This is a genomic window from Roseisolibacter sp. H3M3-2, assembly GCF_029211165.1.
GTDB lineage: Bacteria > Gemmatimonadota > Gemmatimonadetes > Gemmatimonadales > Gemmatimonadaceae > Roseisolibacter.
Genome location: NZ_JARGEK010000067.1, coordinates 1 through 17,601 on the forward strand (window position 1 = coordinate 1; position 17,601 = coordinate 17,601).

Below are 17,601 nucleotides of genomic sequence, written 5' to 3' on the forward strand. Positions count from 1 at the left end.
AGCGCCGCGCACGCGCTGCTCGGCGCCGACCCGGCGTCGGCGACCGTGGGCGCGGCCGGCCGCGCGGTGCGCGGCGGCGTGACCTTCCGCGTCGAGCGCGCGCCGGCCGACAACGTCGTCGCCGTCCTCCCGGGGAGCGACCCGGCGCTGCGCAACACGTACGTCGCGCTGGGCGCCCACAACGACCACGTGGGGATCTCGCCGGCCGCCGTCGACCACGACTCGCTCAAGGCGTCGCTCTACCAGGCGCGCCGGCTCTACATGCAGGCCGACCCCGAGGGGGACGAGACGATCCCCCCCGACGCGCAGGCCGCGCTCACCGAGCGGCAGCGCGCGATCCGCGTGAACGTGGACTCGCTGCGCGCCATCCGCCCGGCGCGGCGCGACTCGATCAACAACGGCGCCGACGACGACGGCTCGGGCTCGATGGCGCTGCTGGAGATCGCCGAGAACCTGCAGGCCGCGCGCGCGAAGCCGAAGCGCTCGCTCCTCTTCGTGTGGCACACGGCGGAGGAGAAGGGGCTGGTCGGCGCGCGCTGGTACGCCGACCACCCGACGGTGCCGCGCGACTCGATCGTCGCGCAGCTCAACATCGACATGATCGGGCGCGGGCGCGCCGAGGACGTGGCGACGGGCGGTCCGAGCTACGTCGGGATCGTCGGCCACCGCCGCCTCTCGACGGTGCTCGGCGAGATGGCCGAGGCGACCGCGAAGCAGGCCGGGATCAAGCTCGACTTCGCCCTCGACGCCAACGGGCACCCGCAGAACATCTACTGCCGCTCCGACCACTTCCACTACGCGCGCTACGGCATCCCCATCGCCTTCTTCTTCACGGGGCTGCACGGCGACTACCACCGCGTGACCGACGAGCCGCAGTACATCGACTACCCGCACTACGCGCGGATCACGAACTACATCCGCGACCTCACCGCGAAGGTGGCGGACCTCGACCGGCGCCCCCCGGTCGACCAGCCGCGGCCGGACCCGAGCGCCCCCTGCCGCCAGTAGGCGGCGCGGCCTCTGCATAGTGCCTGGGCGGGCCGAGCCGTACGCGGCTCGGCCCGTCGTCTTCCCGTACTCGCACTCCCATGGACTTCCTCGCCGACCCGAACGCCTGGATCGGGCTCCTGACGCTGACCGCGCTGGAGATCGTCCTCGGCATCGACAACATCATCTTCATCTCGATCCTGGCCGGGAAGCTCCCGCCCGCGGACCAGCCCAAGGCGCGGCGCATGGGGCTCGCGGGCGCGTTCATCACGCGGCTCGGCCTGCTGTTCAGCATCAGCTGGATCGCCCGCCTGACGGCGCCGCTGTTCACGATCGGCGCCTTCCGCTTCCTGGAGCTGGAGGCGCGCGAGATCTCGGGGCGCGACCTGATCCTGATCTTCGGCGGCCTGTTCCTGATCGGGAAGGCGACCTACGAGATCCACCACAAGCTGGAGGGGGACGAGCCGGCGGCGGACGGCGCGCCCAAGAAGTCGGCGGCGCGCGGGCTGGCGGGGGTGGTCGCCCAGATCGCCGTGGTCGACATCGTGTTCTCGCTCGACTCGGTGATCACGGCCGTCGGCATGGTCGACGACATCTCGATCATGATCACCGCCAACGTCATCGCGCTCGCCTTCATGCTCGGCGCGGCGGGCCCGATCTCGGCGTTCGTCGACCGCCACCCGACGGTGAAGATGCTGGCGCTGTCGTTCCTCGTCCTGATCGGCACCAACCTGGTGGCCGAGGGGCTCGGGCAGCACATCCCGAAGGGCTACACGTACTTCGCGATGGCGTTCTCGGTGCTGGTCGAGATGCTGAACCTGCGGCTGCGCAGGGCGTCGTCGAAGCCGGTCGAGCTGAAGAAGGTGGGGACGATCGAGCAGGGGATCGTCGGGGAGGAGTGAGGGGGGACGCGGGAGGCGGCGCGCCCGATCGGCCGCCTCCCGCGCTGGCATCCGAGATGCTCATCGGTCCGCCATGCGCGTACTCGTGACGGGAGGTTCCGGGGTGGTCGGCGAGGCCGCGGTGCGCGCGCTGCTGCGGCGCGGCCACGCGGTCCGGCTGCTGGCGCGCGGCGCCGAGAAGGAGGCCCGCACCTGGCCCGACGGCGTCGAGCCGTGGAAGGGCGACGTCACCGACGCCGACTCGCTGCGCGGCGCCGCCGACGGGTGCGACGCCGTGCTGCACCTCGTCGGGATCGTCGACGAGAAGCCGCCGCACGCCACCTTCGAGGGCGTGAACGTCGCGGGCACCCGCCACGTCGTCGCCGAGACGACGCGCGCCGGCGTGCCGCACCTGGTGTACGTCTCGTCGCTGGGCGCGGAGCGCGGGCGGTCGCCCTACCACCGCAGCAAGCACGCGGGGGAGGAGGTCGCGCGCGGCTTCGGCGGGCGCTGGGTCGTGGTGCGCCCCGGCAACGTGTACGGCCCCGGCGACGAGGTCGTGTCGCTCCTGTTGCGCATGGTGCGCACGCTCCCCGCCGTCCCCGTCATCGCCGGCGGCGACCAGCCGTTCCAGCCCGTGTGGACCGACGACGTCGGCGAGGCGCTCGCCGTCGCGGTCGAGCGCGCGGACCTCGCCGGGCGCACGCTCGACGTCGCGGGGCCGGAGCGGACGACGATGCACGACCTGCTCGACCGGCTGACGCGCCTCACCGGGCGCTCCCCCGTCCGCGTGCCGCTCCCCGGCCCGGTGGCGTCGCTCGGCGTGAAGCTCGCCGACGCGGTCGGGATCGGGCTCCCGATCAACGACAGCCAGCTGACGATGCTCGCCGAGGGGAACGTCGTCGACGACCCCGCGGCCAACGCGCTCGACACGGTGCTCGGCGTCGCGCCGACGCCGCTCGACGAGGGACTCCGCCGGCTGCTCGACGTGCTCCCCGAGCAGCTCCCCGACGAGGGGGTGGGGGAGCTGCGGCGCCGCCGCTTCTGGGCGGACGTGCGCGGCGCGCGCCTCTCGCCGGAGGCGCTGCTGCAGGAGCTCTGCGTGCACTTCCACGAGGTCACCCCCGAGCAGATGGACCTCGAGGCCGAGCCGGGGACGCCGCGGGCGGTGCTCGCGGAGGGGCAGACGGTGACGATGGCGCTCCCGCTGCGCGGCAACGTGCAGGTGCGCGTCGCCGAGCTGACGCCGCGCACGCTCACGCTGCAGACGGTCGAGGGGCACCCGCTGGCCGGCGCGGTGCGCTTCTCGGCCGATCCGCACGACGGCGCGCTGCGCTTCGAGGTCTGCGTGGTCGAGCGCGCGGCCAACGTCTTCGACTGGGTCGCGATGGCGGCGCTCGGGTCGCGCCTGCAGAAGGCGACCTGGCGCGACATCGTGCAGGCGATGGTCGACGCCAGCGGCGGCGAGGCGCCCGACGGGGTGCAGCACGCCGACGAGACGCTGGACGGAGAGGCGGCCGAGCGCGAGGAGGCGCGGCTCCACGCGCTGGCCGACGCGCGCCGACGCGCCGCGCACGAGGCGGAGGTGGCCGGGGCGGAGCAGGGCGCGGGGCCGCGGGGCGCGACCGAGGGATGACGGCGGCGGCGCGGCCGGCGGTGTAGGGGGCGGCGACGGCGGGATATCTTCCGACGCCCGCCCGTCCCCCCCGTTCCCCGCCACCCCGCCGTCGACCCGTGCCCCTGGACGCCCGGACAGTGCCCGTCGCGCGCGACGCCGGCCCGGACGACGATCCGTCGCGCCGGGCGGCCGAGCCGCACGCGGCGCGGCTCGGGTTCCTCCTCCGGCTGGCCGACCGGCTGCGCGGGCTCGACGACCCCGAGGCGATCCAGCACGAGGCGGCGCGGCTGCTCGGCGAGCACCTCGGGGCGGCGCGCGTGGGCTACGCGGAGATCCTGGCCGACGGCGAGACGTCGGTCGTGACGCGCAACCACACCGCGGGCGTGCGCAGCATCGAGGGGCGCTACCGCGTCGCCGACTACTCGCCGGCGCTCATCGCGGCGCTGCGCGACGGGCGCACCGTCGCCCGCGACGACGTCGTCGGCTCCGCCGACCTCACGCCCGACGAGCGGGCGGCGCACGACGCGCTCGAGGTGGGGGCGAGCGTGGACCTCCCGCTCATGCGCGGCGGGCGGCTGGTGGGCGTGCTCTTCATGCACCACCGCACGGCGCACCGCTGGACCGACGACGAGCTGGCGCTGCTGGCCGACGTCGCGGCGCGCACCTGGGACGCGGTCGAGCGGTCGCGCGCCGAGTCGGCGCGCCGCGCGTCGGAGGAGCGGCTGCAGCGCGCGCTCTCGATCGACACGGTGGGGGTGCTCTTCTTCACGCTCGACGGCCGCGTGCTGGACGCCAACGCGGCGCTCGAGCAGATGTGCGGCTACACGGCCGAGGAGCTGCGCCGGCTCGCGCACTGGGATCGGCTGACGCCCCCCGAGCACCGCGCGGCGACCGCGCGCGCCGCCGCCGAGCTGGCCGAGCACGGGCGCACCGCGCCGTACGAGAAGGAGTGGGTGCGGAAGGACGGCACGCGCTTCTGGGGGCTGTTCGCCCCGACGCGCGTCGGCGGCGAGGGCACGTCGTCGGAGTGCGTCGAGTTCGTGATCGACGTCGGCGAGCGGCGGCGCACCGAGGCGGCGGAGCGGCGCGCGCGCGCCGAGGCGGAGGCGGCGCGCGAGCGCACGGCGAGCCTGCAGGCGCTGACCGCGGCGCTGTCCACCGCGTCGACGCTCGACGGCGTGGTCGCCGCGGTCGTGTCGCACGTCTCGGCGGCGTTCGGCGCGGCGGGGACGGTGGTCGCGAGCGTCACGCCGGACGGGCGCGAGCTGGAGATCCTGGGCGCCGGCGACATGCCCGACGAGGTGCGCGGCGAGTGGCGCCGCTTCCCCCTCGCCGCGCCGGCGCCGCTGGCCGAGGTCGCGCGGTCGGGCGAGGCGCTGTACCTGGAGTCGCGCGACGACTGGGCCGCGCGCTACCCGCAGCTGCTCGCGACGCTCGACGCCACCGGCCACCAGGCGAACGCGGTCGCGCCGCTGGTGGCCGACGGCCGCGTGCTCGGCGTGCTCGGCGCCGCGTTCTGCGAGGCGCGCACCTTCGGCGCCGAGGACCGCGCGCAGATGACGGCGGTGGCGCAGCAGTGCGCGCTGGCGCTGGAGCGCGCGCGCCTGTTCGAGGCGGAGCGCGCGGCGCGGCGCGAGGCGGAGGCGGCGAACCTCGCCAAGGGCGACTTCCTGGCCGTGATGTCGCACGAGCTGCGCACGCCGCTGAACGCCATCGGCGGCTACGCCGAGCTGCTGGAGATGGAGCTGCGCGGCCCGCTGACCGCGCAGCAGCGGCAGGACATCGGGCGCATCCAGGCCAGCCAGCGGCACCTGCTCGGGCTGATCAACGAGGTGCTGAACTACGCGAAGCTGGAGACGGGGGCGGTGCGCTACGACGTCGCGTCGGTGCCGGTGCGCGCCGCGCTCTCGGCGGCCGAGGCGCTGATCGCGCCGCAGGCGCGGGCCAAGGGGCTCGCCCTCGTGGTCGCCGAGCCGGCGCCCGAGGTGGCGGTGCGCGCGGACGCCGAGAAGGTGCGGCAGGTGCTGGTGAACCTGCTGTCGAACGCGGTGAAGTTCACCGACCGCGGCGGCCGCATCGACGTCGCTTGCGCCGCCGGCCCCGAGCGGGTCGCGCTGACCGTGCGCGACACCGGCATCGGGATCGCCGCCGACCAGCAGGAGCGCATCTTCGACCCGTTCGTGCAGGTGCGCTCCGACCTCACGCGCACCGCCGAGGGGACCGGGCTCGGGCTCGCGATCAGCCGCGACCTGGCGCGCGGCATGGGCGGCGAGCTGACCGTCGAGAGCGCCCCCGACGTGGGGAGCGTGTTCACCCTCGCGCTGCCGCGCGCGTAGCGGCCGGGGCGCGCGCCGCGCTCAGGCGGGGCGCAGCGCGCAGTGCTCGCCGCAGCCGAGCCGGTAGCGGTTGCGGGCGAACCAGCGGTAGAAGCGGTCGGCCAGCGCGCGCACGAACGGGACCGAGAAGACCCACCCGATCAATCCGCCGCGCGGCAGCACGTCGAGCAGCCGCTCGACCGCCGCCGCCCCCTGCCAGCTCTGGCCGCCCGGGCCGACCAGCTGCACCGACTCCAGGTACGCCGACGCCGGGATCCACGGGAAGCGCGCGTCGAGCCCCGCCGTCTGCGACGGGACGATCTCCAGCAGCCTGGAGCCGGCATCCCACCGGCGCAGCGCGCGCACCATGCGCCCGCACACCTTGCAGTGCCCGTCGTACACGACCGTGTACGGCCGCCCCTCGCCGACGCCCGACGCGCCCGCGCTGGTCAGCGCCTCGACCCCGGCGCCGTCGCGCGGGACGCCGTTGACGGTGAACTGGACGACGGGGACGCTCACGCCGCCTCGCTCGCCGCCGCGGGGGCGGGCGCGGACGCGGCGCCCGCCGGCGCCCGCAGCTCGGTGGTCAGCGACGGCGGCTGCTTCAGCGTGTGGTGCACCGTGCACAGCGCCGCCGCCCGCCTCGCCGCCTCGTGCCGCGCCGCCGGCAGGCTCGGCCACTCCAGCGCGATCGCCATCTCCCCCACCCGGTGCGGCTGCTCGGCGAACGTCCACGAGACCTCCACCGCCAGGTCGGCGATCGACAGCTTCGCGTTCTGCGCCCACGACGCCAGCGTGGAGTAGGTGCACGCGGCCAGCCCCCCGGCCAGCATGTGGAACGGCGAGAACTCGGTGTCGGCGGTCGGCGCCTCGACGGTCATCGGCCCCGACGCCAGCTCGTAGCGGACGCGGTCCTCGGCCAGCAGGGTCAGCTTCACGGATGCCTCGGCGGCGGGTGTGGGGCGCCCGGCGGCGGACGCGACGGCCCCGGGGGGTGCAAGGGTGATACCCCACGCCCGCGCGCGATGTACCTTGCCCGCGCCGGCACTCCCCCACGAAGCCCCCCGACATGCACCCGCGCGTCTCCGAGCTGGTCGACCACCTCACCCGCGGCCGCGCCGCGCTCCTCGCGGCCGTCGCCGCGGTCCCCGCCGACGCGCTGTCGCGCGCCCCACGTCCCGGCGCCTGGTCGCCGGCGCAGATCCTCGAGCACCTCGCCAAGGTCGAGGCGGGGAGCGCCTCGCTCCTCGCCCGCCGCCTCGCCCGCGCGAAGGAGGCCGGGCTCGGCCCCGAGACCGACGAGTCCTCGGTGCTCGCGGCGCCCTCCTCCTTCGGCCCCGACCGCGCGCCGCGCGAGGCCCCCGAGATCGTCCGGCCGACAGGCGAGGTCGACGCCGAGACGGCGCTCGCCCGACTCCAGGACTCGCGCGCGGCGCTGCTGGCCGTCCTCGACGACGGCGACGGCCTCGCGCTCGGGCAGGTGACGGCCACGCACGCGGCCCTGGGCGAGCTCGACCTGTACGGCTGGGCGCGCTTCATCGCCGACCACGAGGCCCATCACGAGCGCCAGATCCGCGCGATCGCCGACGCCGGGACGCCCACGGAGTGACACGCCGGCCGTCCCCCCCGGGGGACGATCGGCTGCGGCCCTTTCGAGGCAAGTCGTTGGCGTGAAGCGACTTGCCTCGCGCGTCCCGCCGGGTGCGCGCGGTGCGTTCCCTCCGGTCAGACCATCCGACCGGAGTGCCCCATGCGCCGTTCCGCCCTCGCCCTCGCGGGCCTGCTGATCGCTTCGCCGCTCGCCGCCCAGTCCCGCCGCCCCGCCGGCGCGACCTCGAACCACGCGAGCATCGCCGACGTCACGCCGTACGCGGGCGTGATCATGTTCGGCAACTACCTCGACGGCCCCCTCGGCACGAGCGTCCGCAGCCGCCCGGCGCCGATCGGCGGCGCCCAGGTCAGCCTGGGGATCGCCGAGAACCTCTCGCTGACCGGCAACGTCGGCTACACGAGCGGCGACCTCGAGGTCGGCCTCCCGATCCTCGGTGGCGTCGACGTCGGCTCCTCCAGCTCATGGCTCTACGACGCGGGGCTCGAGTACCGCATCCCCGCGGGGACGAACCTGACGCCGTTCGTGCAGGCCGGCGCGGGCGCGATCACGACGAAGCTGAGCGGCGGCCCGATCTCGACGACCTCCACCAACCTCGCCGGCAACCTCGGCGCCGGCGTCGACCTCGCCTTCGGCCGCTCGGCGGCCCTCCGCATCGGCGTGCGCGACTACATCGCCAAGTACCGCTCCGAGAGCGTGCTCGGCGTCCGCGCGAGCGGCGACGTCGCGCACAACTTCGCGGTCAGCGCCGGCGTCAAGCTCTCCTTCTGACGCACGGCGGAGCGCCATGGCGCGCGGCGTGCCCCGCCGTCGCGCCATGCGCGCGCCCGACCGACTCCCCCCGCGACCCGACGGCGCCGACCCCGTCACCGTGCACGTCGTGGTCGAGACGCCGCGCGGCTCCGCGCACAAGCTGGCCTGGGACCCCGCGCTCGGCGCGCCGCGGCTGCGCCGCGTGCTCTCCGCCGGGATGCACTTTCCCTGCGACTTCGGCTTCGTCCCCGGCACGCGCGCGCCCGACGGCGACCCGATCGACGCGCTGCTCCTGCTCGACGCGCCGACCGCGCCCGGCGTCGTCGCCGAGGCGCGGCTCGTGGGCGTGCTGATGGGGGAGCAGACGAAGGGCGGCGTGACGCGGCGCAACGACCGCCTGCTCGCCGTCTCCCCGCTCGACCCGCGCCTCGGCCGCGCGCGCACGCTGGACGACGTCGGCACGCACTGGGTCGACGCGATCGCGCGCTTCCTCGCCGACTACCAGCACGCGCTCGGGCGCGAGTTCCGCGTCTTCGGCGGCGCCGACGCCGAGGACGCCGCCCGCCTGGTGGACGAGGCCGCGCGCGCCGTCAGGCCGCGCTGAGCCCGCGCGCGGCGTGCCAGGTGCTCGCGCAGCGCGCGCTCCGCCGCGTCGAGCGCCGCGGCGTCGTGGCCGGCCAGGACGACGAACGGCAGCGCGCGCGACACCGGCACGTGCAGCCGCGCCAGGTCCTCGGCGCGCAGCCGGTGGAACGCGCGCACCGCGAGGATGCGCGCCACGGTGCGCCGCCCGAATCCGGGAACGCGCAGCAGCACCTCGCGCGGCGCGCGGTTCACGTCGACCGGGAACGCCTCCGGGTGGCGCAGCGCCCACGCCAGCTTCGGGTCCACCTCGAGCGGGAGGTCGGGCGCGTCGGGGGGCGCGAGCTCGCCGACGGTGAAGCCGTACTCGCGCAGGAGCCAGTCGGCCTGGTACAGCCGCCGCTCGCGCAGCGGCGACGGCGCGTCGGCGGGGAGCAGGTCCCCGGGCGCGTCGGGCACGGCCGCGCGGACGAAGGCGCCGTAGTAGACGCGGCGCAGCCGCTGGCGCGCGTACAGCGCGTCGGCGGCCGCCAGGAGCTCGGCGTCGGTGGCGTCGTCGGCGCCGACCACGAGCTGCGTCACCTGCCCGGCCGGCGCGAAGCGCGGCAGCGCGCGCCGCCACGCGCGCGACGGGTCGAGCGCGAAGCGGTGGCGGCGCGACACCTCGTGCGCCTCGGCGATCCCGTCGCGCAGCCGGTCCATCGCGCGGTGCATGGTGGCGAGGCGGCGCCCCGGCGCCAGCGCGTCGAGGCGGCGCTGCGACGGCAGCTCGACGTTGACGCTCACGCGGTCCGCCCACCGCCCGGCCTCGCGGATCAGCTCCGGGCTCGCCTCGGGAATGACCTTGAGGTGGACGTAGCCCAGGAAGTGGTGCTGGCGGCGCAGCGTGCGCGCGACCTCCACCATCTGCTCCATCGTGTGGTCGGCGTCGCGGTCGACCGCGCTGCTCAGGAACAGCCCCTCGACCAGCCCGCGCCGGTGCCAGTCGAGCGTCAGCCGGACGACGTCGCGCACCGCCAGCCGCGCCCGCGGCGGGTCGGCCGACCGGCGGAGCGGGCAGTACGCGCAGTCGTGGACGCAGTGGTTGCTGAGCAGGATCCGGAGCAGCGGCACCCGCCGCCCGTCGGCCGCCAGACTCTCGTAGATCGCGGTCGGCTCGACGTCGGTGGGGAGGAGCGCGGCCTCACGGTCGGGCACGCTGCCGCGCCGGCCGCCACAGGGGGCGTCCAGGCGGGCGGCGTCGGCGAGCACGGCGAGCTTGCGGCGGTCCATCGGAGCGGCTCGTGAAAGGAAGCAAATCGCTCCGAATATAACCCGAAAGTGACGGGCGGTTCCAACGCGCGCGTCCCTCCGGGAGGCGCCTCAGCGCCCGGCCGTCTGCCCGCTCATCAGCTGCAGCAGCAGCATCACCGCGAAGCCGATCAGCACCGCGCGCCAGCTCGTCCCGCCGATGCGGCGGAGCAGGGACAGGGCGCCCTCGGCGTCGGGCGAGCGCGGCGCGACCACGCGGATCGCCGCCGTGGCGCGGCGGAAGAGCAGGAAGTTCGCGGTCCCGCCCGCCAGCACCACGAACGTCAGCACCGCGCCCAGCCCCACGAGGGTGAAGTCGGCCGTCGGCAGCTGGACCGCCGGGCCGTTCGGGTCGAGCGGGTGCGGGACCTGGCGCATCGGGATCTCGTCGCTCCCCCAGAGGACGCTGAGCAGCACCCCCGGGGCGAGCGTGAAGAACACGAACGGCAGGTAGAGCTTCCGGTACAGGAACCAGAGCCCGAACACCGGCACCGTCAGCGCCGCCGACCAGTTCCACGTCGGCTGGAAGCGCGCGTCGGCGAAGAACGGGGCGAACTTGCGCCGGTAGAGCGGCCAGCGCGGGCCCACGAACGCCGCGAACTGCCGGTCGAGCGGCGAGTCGGGCGCCGGCGGACCCGCGGCGGGCTTCGGGGTCGCCCACGAGGGCAGCGACGGGGGGACGGTCACGGTCGGGACGCAGAGGGGGCGGGACGCCGCAAGCTAGCGTCCCGCCCCCACCCCGACCACGCGCGGCGCGCGAGCCGCCGCGTCAGCGCGTCACGCCGAGCGACGGCGGCGGGCGATCCCGGCCAGGCCGAGCAGCCCCGTGCCCATCAGCGCGTAGGTCGACGGCTCCGGCACCGTCGCCGACGGCACCTCGGCCACCACGCCGCTGCGGGCGCTGTACGCGAAGCGCTGCCCGGCGAGCGCGTTCGCGCCGCCGTCGATCAGGGCGCCGCACACGCCCGAGCCGGCGAGCTCCACGACCGTCCCCATCCCGTTCGAGTAGCCGGCGCGCGCGCACTTGTCGCCCTCGGCGTTGTTCCCCAGCCCGCCCGAGCCGCCGTCGTTCGAGTGGCTGCCGGCCTCCCACTGCATCGAGCCGTAGTTCAGCTCGAAGTCGAAGTCGCCGACGCCGCGGTCGTTGCGGTCGACGAGGAAGATCTGGAAGGTGTTCAGCCGGTCGGTGCCGTTGTTGTAGTACCCGACGCCCGGCCAGTTCACGAAGAACGCGTTGCGCGTCCCGATCCCGGCCACGTCGACGGCGCCGGTGCCGTAGCTGGTGATCCCCGATGCGCCGCCCTCGGTGTCGACGTCCGCCCAGAACGCGGCGATGATCTTGTTCGCGGCCAGCGCCTGCGGCGTGAACGACGGCGGCGTCGAGAAGCTGACGAAGCCGTTGTTGCTCACGTAGAGCGAGCTCCCCGTGAGGCCGAAGAAGTTGTACGCGAAGCCGACGTCGACCGGGCCGGTGGTGCCGTCGTCGGTGCGGCCGAGGCTCGTGGTGGCGAAGCCGGCGACGTCGCGGATCTGCGCCTGGGCGGCGGGCGCGGCGAGGGCGGCCGCGAGCAGCGCGGCGGCGAGGGTGCGGGCGGACATATGCGATGCACTCGGGCTGGTGGGGGACCCGTCGGTCGGACGGGGGCGCCGTGCGGCGCGCCTGACCAACCTGTCATGTACCGCTTATGCGACCGCTTAATCGCGCGCGGCCGCCCCCGGAGTGGGAGCGGCCGCGCGGGTGCTGCGGGACCGGCGCGGGGAGGCTCAGGCGCGGCGGCGGCGGGCGATGCCGGCCAGGCCGAGGAGGCCGGTGCCCATGAGCGCGTAGGTCGACGGCTCGGGGACGGTGGACGTCGCGCTCGCGGTGCCGTCCACGGACTCCACGCGGATCGTGACGTTGCCGTTCGCGGTCAGGTTGGCGTCGCCCGTCCGCGCCTCCATCTCATCGAGCGAGTGCGAGCCGGCGACGAGCGTGTAGAAGCCCGCGGAGAGGCCCACGTTGTCCAGCAGCGAGTTGTAGTACGAGCCGGCGGGCGCGCAGAACGCGTACTGGCACCCGTCGTCGTTGTAGCCGAGCGACGCGCCGAGCGCGCCCGGCGTGCCGGCGAAGAGATACAGGTTCGGGTCGATGGCCGGGGCGTCCGTGTAGAGGCGGAACGTGCCCGCGGTCAGCACCTCGAAGGTCAGCGTCGCGACGCGCGGCCCGCCGGCGTTCGTCAGGTAGGTCGTCTGCGTGAGGTTCGTCTGGGCGGCGGCGGCGCCGGCGGTGGCGGCGACGAGGGCGACGGCCGCGGCGGCGCGGCGGACGAGGGACAGGGGCATCGCGAGCGAGGTGGAGGTCCGGCCACGGCGCGGCGCGTGTCGCCGCTGTGGCCGGGTAGCCGCCTCAGCAATAGTCGTGCGTTTCCTGTCGGGCTCGTCACGACCGGGCCAAGTCGTTGGCCGCGTTCGCTTTGGGGAGCGGGCGCCCCACACCCCCGCGCGCGGAGGTGTGGCGCGCGTCCGTCAGGTCGGCGTGGCGCGGCGGCGACGCGTCGCCGCGGCGAGGCCGAGCAGCCCCGTGCCGAGCAGCGCCCAGGTGGCCGGCTCCGGCGTCACGATCCCGTTGCCCGGCGGGGGCGGCATGACGACGCCCGGGCCCCAGTTCGCGATCCGCGCCCGCTCCGACGCCGACAGCCCGTCGAGGTACGGGTTGGCGACCAGCGACTGCGCCGTCGCCAGCGCGAGCGCCTCGTCGGCCGCCTGCGTGGTCGGGTTGCGCGTCAGGCTGCGCGCCAGGAAGGCGAACGACATCAGGCTCACCGACTGCCCGGGGAGCAGCGTGAGGGGCGCGGTCAGCGTGTGGGTCGAGAGGTCCGCCGCCAGCGCCATCGACGTGCGCGCGAAGTCGTTGTTGCCGTACACGAACGCGAGCACCGGCGAGAAGTTGAACGAGTTGGCCGCCGACTCGGTCGACACGTGGTACGCGTCGCCGGTGCCGACCACACGCCCCCGCCCATCGAAGCCGAGGTCCCCGAAGAAGGTGACCGTGCCGCTGACCGTCTCGGTCGTGTTGTTCCAGTACGTGTCGACGAAGCGGTAGAAGTTGCGGCTCTGGATCGCCTCGGTGCGGCGGGTGGCCAGCATCCCCGCCGGCACGTCGCGCAGCTCGCCGTAGCCGTCGAAGGCGTCGTAGTTGCCGCCGCCGTCCCAGACGCGGCCGCACCGGCCGGTGGCGGTGCCGAAGTACGAGGCGCCCAGCTCGTCGCACTGCTGGCCGAAGCCGTTCTCGACGTCGGCGCCGATGGTGAACTGCTGCGCGGGAAGGGCGGACGCGGTCGCGACCAGGGCCGCGAGGGCCGTCAGCGCGCGCCGGACGATCGGGGTGGACATGGCGAAGGGGGGCGGTCGTGTCGTGCGCGCCGGCCCGGTGCCGACGTCGCGCGAACACGATCGCCCCCCCCGACCCGAGGCCGTAGGGAAAAACGACCCAACCTTACGGTTTCGTCAGCGGGCGGGCTGCGGCGCCGGCTGCTGCTGCGTGAGGCAGTGCAGGGTGCCGAGCCCCCACACGAGGTCCACCGCGTGGATGCCGACGACGTGGTGGTCGGGCATCAGCTCCGCGAGCGTGTTGAGCGCGACGCGGTCGTTGCGGTCGTTGAACGTCGGCACGAGCACGACGCCGTTGCCGACGTAGAAGTTCGCGTAGCTCGCGGGGAGCCGCTCGCCCTGCATCTCGACGGCGCGCGGGAAGGGGAGCTTCACCACGCGCAGCGCGCCGCGCGCGCCGCCCGCCAGCTCGAGGCGCCGCAGGTTGTCGGCCATGCGGCGGTGGTTCTCGTCGGCCGGGTCCTCCTCGTACGCCAGCACGACGGTGTCCGGCGACACGAAGCGCGCGATGTCGTCGACGTGGCCGTGCGTGTCGTCGCCGACGCACCCCTCGCCCAGCCAGATGGTCTGGCGGACGCCGAGCCAGTCGCGGAAGGCGCGCTCGTAGTCCTCGCGCCCCAGGCCGGGGTTGCGCACCTGCACGTCGCTGAGCAGCCACTCCTCGGTCACGAGGAGCAGCCCCTGCCCGTTGGCCTCGATCCCGCCCCCCTCGAGCACGAGGCGCGCGTCGGCGCGGTCGGGGCGCGCCGGCTCGACGCGCGGCGCGCCGCTGGCGCGCTCGAACACGCGCCCGACCTGCACGTCGCGCGCGTAGTTGTCGTACTTCGCCCAGGCGTTGAAGTCCCAGTTCACCCACACGAGCCGCCCGGCCTCGTCGAGCACCCCGGTCGGCCCCGAGTCGCGCACCCACACGCGGTCGTTGGGCGCGAGGTGCAGCCGGTAGCCGTCCTCGCGCACGCCGTGCGCCGAGAGCGCCTGCCGCGCCGCCTCGCGCACCGTCTCGTCGTGGCACAGCACCTCGACGCGCTCGTACGCGTGCAGCGCCCGCACGATCTCGGCGTACACCCACGGGATCGGCCCGAGCTTCCCCGGCCAGTCCGGCTCGTGGTGCGGCCAGGCGAGCCAGGTGGCGTCGTGGCGCTCCCACTCGGCGGGCATCCGGTACTGCCCTGCGACCTGCGACCTGCGACCTGCGTCCGGCGTCGGATCGCTCCTGAACGCACTCGGCAGCCCGTGGCCGGTCGGCCCGACTTCACCCGCCGCTATGTCGTCGCGCATCTAGGTCGCAGGTCGCAGGTCGCAGGCGCTCACGGCTGCCCGATGAACCGGTGCAGGATCGGCTTGTACGCGTCCACGCGGCGGTCGCGCAGGAACGGCCAGTTGCGCCGCACCTCCTCCTGCAGCCGCGGGTCGCACGTGTGCACGAGCACCGCCTGCTCCGTCCCCGCCTCGGCGACCACGCGGCCGAACGGGTCGGCGACGAACGAGTGGCCGAAGAACTCCAGCCCGTTGGTGCCCGGCTCCGGCTCGTGGCCGACGCGGTTGGGGCTCGCGACCCAGACGCCGTTGGCGATCGCGTGCGCGCGCTGCGCGGTGCGCCACGCCTGCACCTGCGCCTCGCCCCACTCGTCCTTCTCGGCGGGGTGCCAGCCGATCGCGGTCGGGTAGAACAGCACGTCGGCGCCGAGGAGCGTGGTGATGCGCGCCGCCTCGGGATACCACTGGTCCCAGCAGATCAGGACGCCGACGTTGGCGTAGCGCGTCTTCCAGACCTTGAAGCCGTTGGCCTCGCCCGGCTTCTCGCCGTGGTAGTCGAGGTGCCCGTCGCCCGGGGTGAAGTAGTACTTCTCCTCGAACATCGGGTCGTGCGGGATGTGCATCTTGTCGTAGACGCCCAGCACGCTCCCGTCGGCGTCGATGACGATCGCCGAGTTCATGTAGAGCCCGGGCGCCCGCCGCACGAACAGCGGCACGACGATGACGACGGCCAGCTCCTTCGCCAGCGCCTGCATCGTCTCGGTGATCGGGCCGGGCACCGCCTCCGCCAGGTCGAAGCGGTCCACCTTGGTGGACTTGGCGAAGTAGGTGGTGTTGAAGAGCTCCTTGAGACACACGATCTGGGCGCCCTGGCGGGCGGCCTCGCGGATGAGCTCGACCGCGCGGGCGACGTTGGCGGCGACGTCGTCCGTGGCGTGGTCCTGGATGATGCCGATGGTGAAGGGGTCGCGGCGCATGGGCGCGAATCTAACGCGAGCCGTGCGCCACGAGCGCCGGCCGCACCGGTGATGGTCGTCACGTCGCGTCACTCGGCGGGGACAGCCCAGGTGCCGGAATGGGACGTTTCCGGGGCGTTTCGGCCTCCGACGGGGCTCGAACGGGTGGCCCGTACCCTGCCTTAGTAGGGCCCCGGACAGACACTGGAGGAGCCGCGATGCGCTCGACGACTCGTACGATCAAGACCTCGATGATCCTGGCGCCGGCCCTGGCGCTGGCGGCCGCCTGCGGCCGCGAGCAGCCTGCCGTGGACGACGCCCTTCGGAACGACCTGTCGCTCGCCACGCAGGCGCAGCGCTATCCGCAGAACCAGTTCGTGAACCCCGCCGAGCTCGGCTACGGGCAGACGCCGTACGGCGCCTACAACCCGTACGCGCCGCAGGGGCAGGTGCCGCAGGGCTACTACCCGGGCTACTACCCGGCGGCCGCGACGGCCCCGGCGCCGGTCCGCGAGCGGGTGGTCTACCGGACGCGCACGGCCAGCACGGCCCGCAGCGGCGGGTCGGGGACCTACTCGTCGGGCGGCACCTACGACGCGGGCGCGGCGGAGCGGAAGCGCCAGCGCGCGAAGGGGCGCACCAACGGCGCGATCATCGGCTCGGTGGCCGGCGCGGCCATCGGCGTCGCGACCAGCGGCAAGAGCGACCGGCTCAAGGGCGGCCTGATCGGCGCCGTGGCCGGGGCGGGGCTGGGCGCGGTGATCGGCAACAACCAGGGCAAGCTGCCGTTCTAAGGGCGCGGCGGGTCCTGCAGAGGGGGTGGGAGCCGGTAGGGGCTTCCACCCCTCGTCCGTTTCCGAGGGTTAGCTTCCGCGGACCATGCCCTCCGCCCCCCCGAAAGGGCGGCCGACCCCCGGGCCCCTCGCCGCCGTGGCGCCCTCGTCGCCGTCGTACATGAGCTTCACCCGCGCGCAGTGGGCGACCCTGCGCGCGAGCACGCCCCTCCTGCTCGACGAGGAGGAACTCCGCCGGCTCCGGGGGCTGAACGAGCCGATGCCGGTCGACGAGGTGGCGGACATCTACCTCCCGCTGTCGCGGCTGATCAACCTGTACGTCGCCGCGGCCCGCGACCTCCTCCAGGTCACCGACCGCTTCATCGGCCGCCCCTCGCTGGCGCCGCCGTTCGTGGTCGCGATCGCCGGCAGCGTGGCGGCGGGGAAGAGCACGACCGCCCGGGTGCTGCGCGCCCTCCTCGCGCGCTGGGACGCCCACCCGCGCGTCGAGCTGGTGACGACCGACGGGTTCCTGCACCCGAACGCGGTGCTCGCCGAGCGCGGGCTGATGCACCGGAAGGGGTTCCCGGAGAGCTACGACGTGGCGCGGCTGCTCCGGTTCCTGACCGAGCTCAAGTCGGGGGCGCCGACCATCGCCGCACCGACCTACTCGCACCTCGTCTACGACGTCGTCCCCGACCGGGTGCACACCATCCGGCGCCCGGACGTCCTGATCCTCGAGGGGATCAACGTGCTGCAGGCGCCCTCGGCGTCGGCGCGCGACGAGGGGGACGGGCGGCCGCGGCTGATGGTGTCCGACTTCATCGACTTCTCGATCTACGTCGACGCGGACGAGGGGGCGCTGGAGTCGTGGTACGTGCGGCGCTTCCTGTCGCTGCGCGACACGGCGTTCCGCGACCCCGCCTCGTACTTCCACCGGTACTCGCGGCTGTCGGAGGACGAGGCGGTGGAGACGGCGCGCGGGATCTGGCGGGACATCAACTGGCTGAACCTCAAGCAGAACATCGAGGGGACGCGGGAGCGGGCGTCGGTCATCCTGCGCAAGGGGGCGGGGCACGCGGTGGAGGAGGTGCGGCTCCGGCGGGCGCCGATCGTGCCGGCGAAGGTTCGGAGAGGGAAGTAGGGGAAGTTTGTTCTAGAGCAGATCACGGCGCGGCGTAGCGGCCGTAGCCGCAGTGGCGGAAGTAGCC

Annotated in this window: 18 protein-coding genes; 9 read left to right on the forward strand and 9 right to left on the reverse strand. The window is 74.7% G+C overall.

Annotation, left to right across the window (positions count from 1 at the left end; translation table 11 throughout):
- The 4 genes from PYV61_RS07950 to PYV61_RS07965 all read left to right on the forward strand — a co-directional run.
- Positions 1-1,008, forward strand: a 1,008-nt coding sequence (locus PYV61_RS07950; RefSeq protein ID WP_275830115.1) for a M20/M25/M40 family metallo-hydrolase, incomplete at its 5' end; no start/stop codon positions are given.
- 80 nt (positions 1,009-1,088) lie between these two features.
- The gene (locus PYV61_RS07955; RefSeq protein ID WP_275830117.1) at positions 1,089-1,889 is read left to right on the forward strand and encodes a TerC family protein; all 801 of its coding nucleotides are present in this window, start codon (positions 1,089-1,091) and stop codon (positions 1,887-1,889) included.
- Positions 1,890-1,962: 73 nt separating this feature from the next.
- Entirely contained in the window at positions 1,963-3,504 is a 1,542-nt protein-coding gene (locus tag PYV61_RS07960) for a complex I NDUFA9 subunit family protein (RefSeq protein WP_275830119.1), read from the forward strand.
- A 119-nt stretch (positions 3,505-3,623) separates the two neighbouring features.
- Positions 3,624-5,822, forward strand: a complete 2,199-nt coding sequence (locus tag PYV61_RS07965; protein ID WP_275830121.1) for an ATP-binding protein — start codon at positions 3,624-3,626, stop codon at positions 5,820-5,822.
- A 21-nt stretch (positions 5,823-5,843) separates the two neighbouring features.
- Here the strand turns inward: PYV61_RS07965 and PYV61_RS07970 are convergent, their stop codons facing one another.
- Together PYV61_RS07970 and PYV61_RS07975 are read right to left on the reverse strand one after the other, a co-directional pair.
- Positions 5,844-6,320, reverse strand: coding sequence for a DUF393 domain-containing protein (locus tag PYV61_RS07970; protein ID WP_275830123.1), 477 nt, complete (start codon positions 6,318-6,320; stop codon positions 5,844-5,846).
- Positions 6,317-6,739, reverse strand: a complete 423-nt coding sequence (locus PYV61_RS07975; protein WP_275830126.1) for an OsmC family protein — start codon at positions 6,737-6,739, stop codon at positions 6,317-6,319. Before PYV61_RS07975 ends, PYV61_RS07970 begins: the two co-directional genes overlap by 4 nt.
- A 131-nt stretch (positions 6,740-6,870) precedes the next feature.
- On the opposite strand from PYV61_RS07975, the gene PYV61_RS07980 reads away from it, so the two are divergent.
- From PYV61_RS07980 to PYV61_RS07990, 3 genes are all read left to right on the forward strand, one after another.
- Positions 6,871-7,410 (forward strand): DinB family protein, encoded by a 540-nt coding sequence (locus tag PYV61_RS07980; RefSeq protein WP_275830128.1) that lies wholly within the window; start codon positions 6,871-6,873, stop codon positions 7,408-7,410.
- A 141-nt stretch (positions 7,411-7,551) separates the two neighbouring features.
- The gene (locus tag PYV61_RS07985) at positions 7,552-8,181 is read left to right on the forward strand and encodes an outer membrane beta-barrel protein (protein ID WP_275830130.1); all 630 of its coding nucleotides are present in this window, start codon (positions 7,552-7,554) and stop codon (positions 8,179-8,181) included.
- A 46-nt stretch (positions 8,182-8,227) separates the two neighbouring features.
- Positions 8,228-8,767, forward strand: a complete 540-nt coding sequence (locus PYV61_RS07990) for an inorganic diphosphatase (protein WP_275830132.1) — start codon at positions 8,228-8,230, stop codon at positions 8,765-8,767.
- Here the strand turns inward: PYV61_RS07990 and PYV61_RS07995 are convergent.
- The 7 genes from PYV61_RS07995 to PYV61_RS08025 all read right to left on the reverse strand — a co-directional run bounded on the left by PYV61_RS07995 (position 8,662) and on the right by PYV61_RS08025 (position 15,638).
- A complete protein-coding gene (locus tag PYV61_RS07995; protein WP_275830134.1) occupies positions 8,662-10,017 on the reverse strand; it encodes a putative DNA modification/repair radical SAM protein in 1,356 nt (451 codons plus the stop codon). The two genes, PYV61_RS07990 and PYV61_RS07995, sit on opposite strands and share 106 nt — an antisense overlap.
- 90 nt (positions 10,018-10,107) lie before the next feature.
- On the reverse strand, positions 10,108-10,722 hold the full coding sequence (locus PYV61_RS08000) for a hypothetical protein (RefSeq protein ID WP_275830136.1): 615 nt from the start codon (positions 10,720-10,722) through the stop codon (positions 10,108-10,110).
- A gap of 90 nt (positions 10,723-10,812) precedes the next feature.
- Entirely contained in the window at positions 10,813-11,634 is an 822-nt protein-coding gene (locus PYV61_RS08005; protein ID WP_275830138.1) for a nidogen-like domain-containing protein, read from the reverse strand.
- Between the two features lie 165 nt (positions 11,635-11,799).
- Positions 11,800-12,357 (reverse strand): DVUA0089 family protein, encoded by a 558-nt coding sequence (locus PYV61_RS08010; RefSeq protein WP_275830140.1) that lies wholly within the window; start codon positions 12,355-12,357, stop codon positions 11,800-11,802.
- A 183-nt stretch (positions 12,358-12,540) separates the two neighbouring features.
- A complete protein-coding gene (locus tag PYV61_RS08015) occupies positions 12,541-13,407 on the reverse strand; it encodes a PEP-CTERM sorting domain-containing protein (protein WP_275830142.1) in 867 nt (288 codons plus the stop codon).
- Positions 13,408-13,521: 114 nt separating this feature from the next.
- The gene (locus PYV61_RS08020; protein ID WP_275830144.1) at positions 13,522-14,562 is read right to left on the reverse strand and encodes an agmatine deiminase family protein; all 1,041 of its coding nucleotides are present in this window, start codon (positions 14,560-14,562) and stop codon (positions 13,522-13,524) included.
- Between the two features lie 149 nt (positions 14,563-14,711).
- On the reverse strand, positions 14,712-15,638 hold the full coding sequence (locus tag PYV61_RS08025) for a carbon-nitrogen hydrolase (protein WP_275830146.1): 927 nt from the start codon (positions 15,636-15,638) through the stop codon (positions 14,712-14,714).
- Between the two features lie 197 nt (positions 15,639-15,835).
- Here PYV61_RS08025 and PYV61_RS08030 point away from each other — a divergent pair, with 197 nt between their 5' ends.
- Together PYV61_RS08030 and coaA are read left to right on the forward strand one after the other, a co-directional pair.
- Positions 15,836-16,411 carry a glycine zipper domain-containing protein gene (locus PYV61_RS08030; RefSeq protein ID WP_275830148.1) on the forward strand — a complete coding sequence of 192 codons (576 nt, stop codon included), beginning with the start codon at positions 15,836-15,838 and terminating at the stop codon, positions 16,409-16,411.
- Positions 16,412-16,571: 160 nt separating this feature from the next.
- Entirely contained in the window at positions 16,572-17,534 is a 963-nt protein-coding gene (coaA, locus tag PYV61_RS08035; RefSeq protein ID WP_345785223.1) for a type I pantothenate kinase, read from the forward strand.
- The last annotated feature ends 67 nt before the right edge of the window (positions 17,535-17,601 follow it).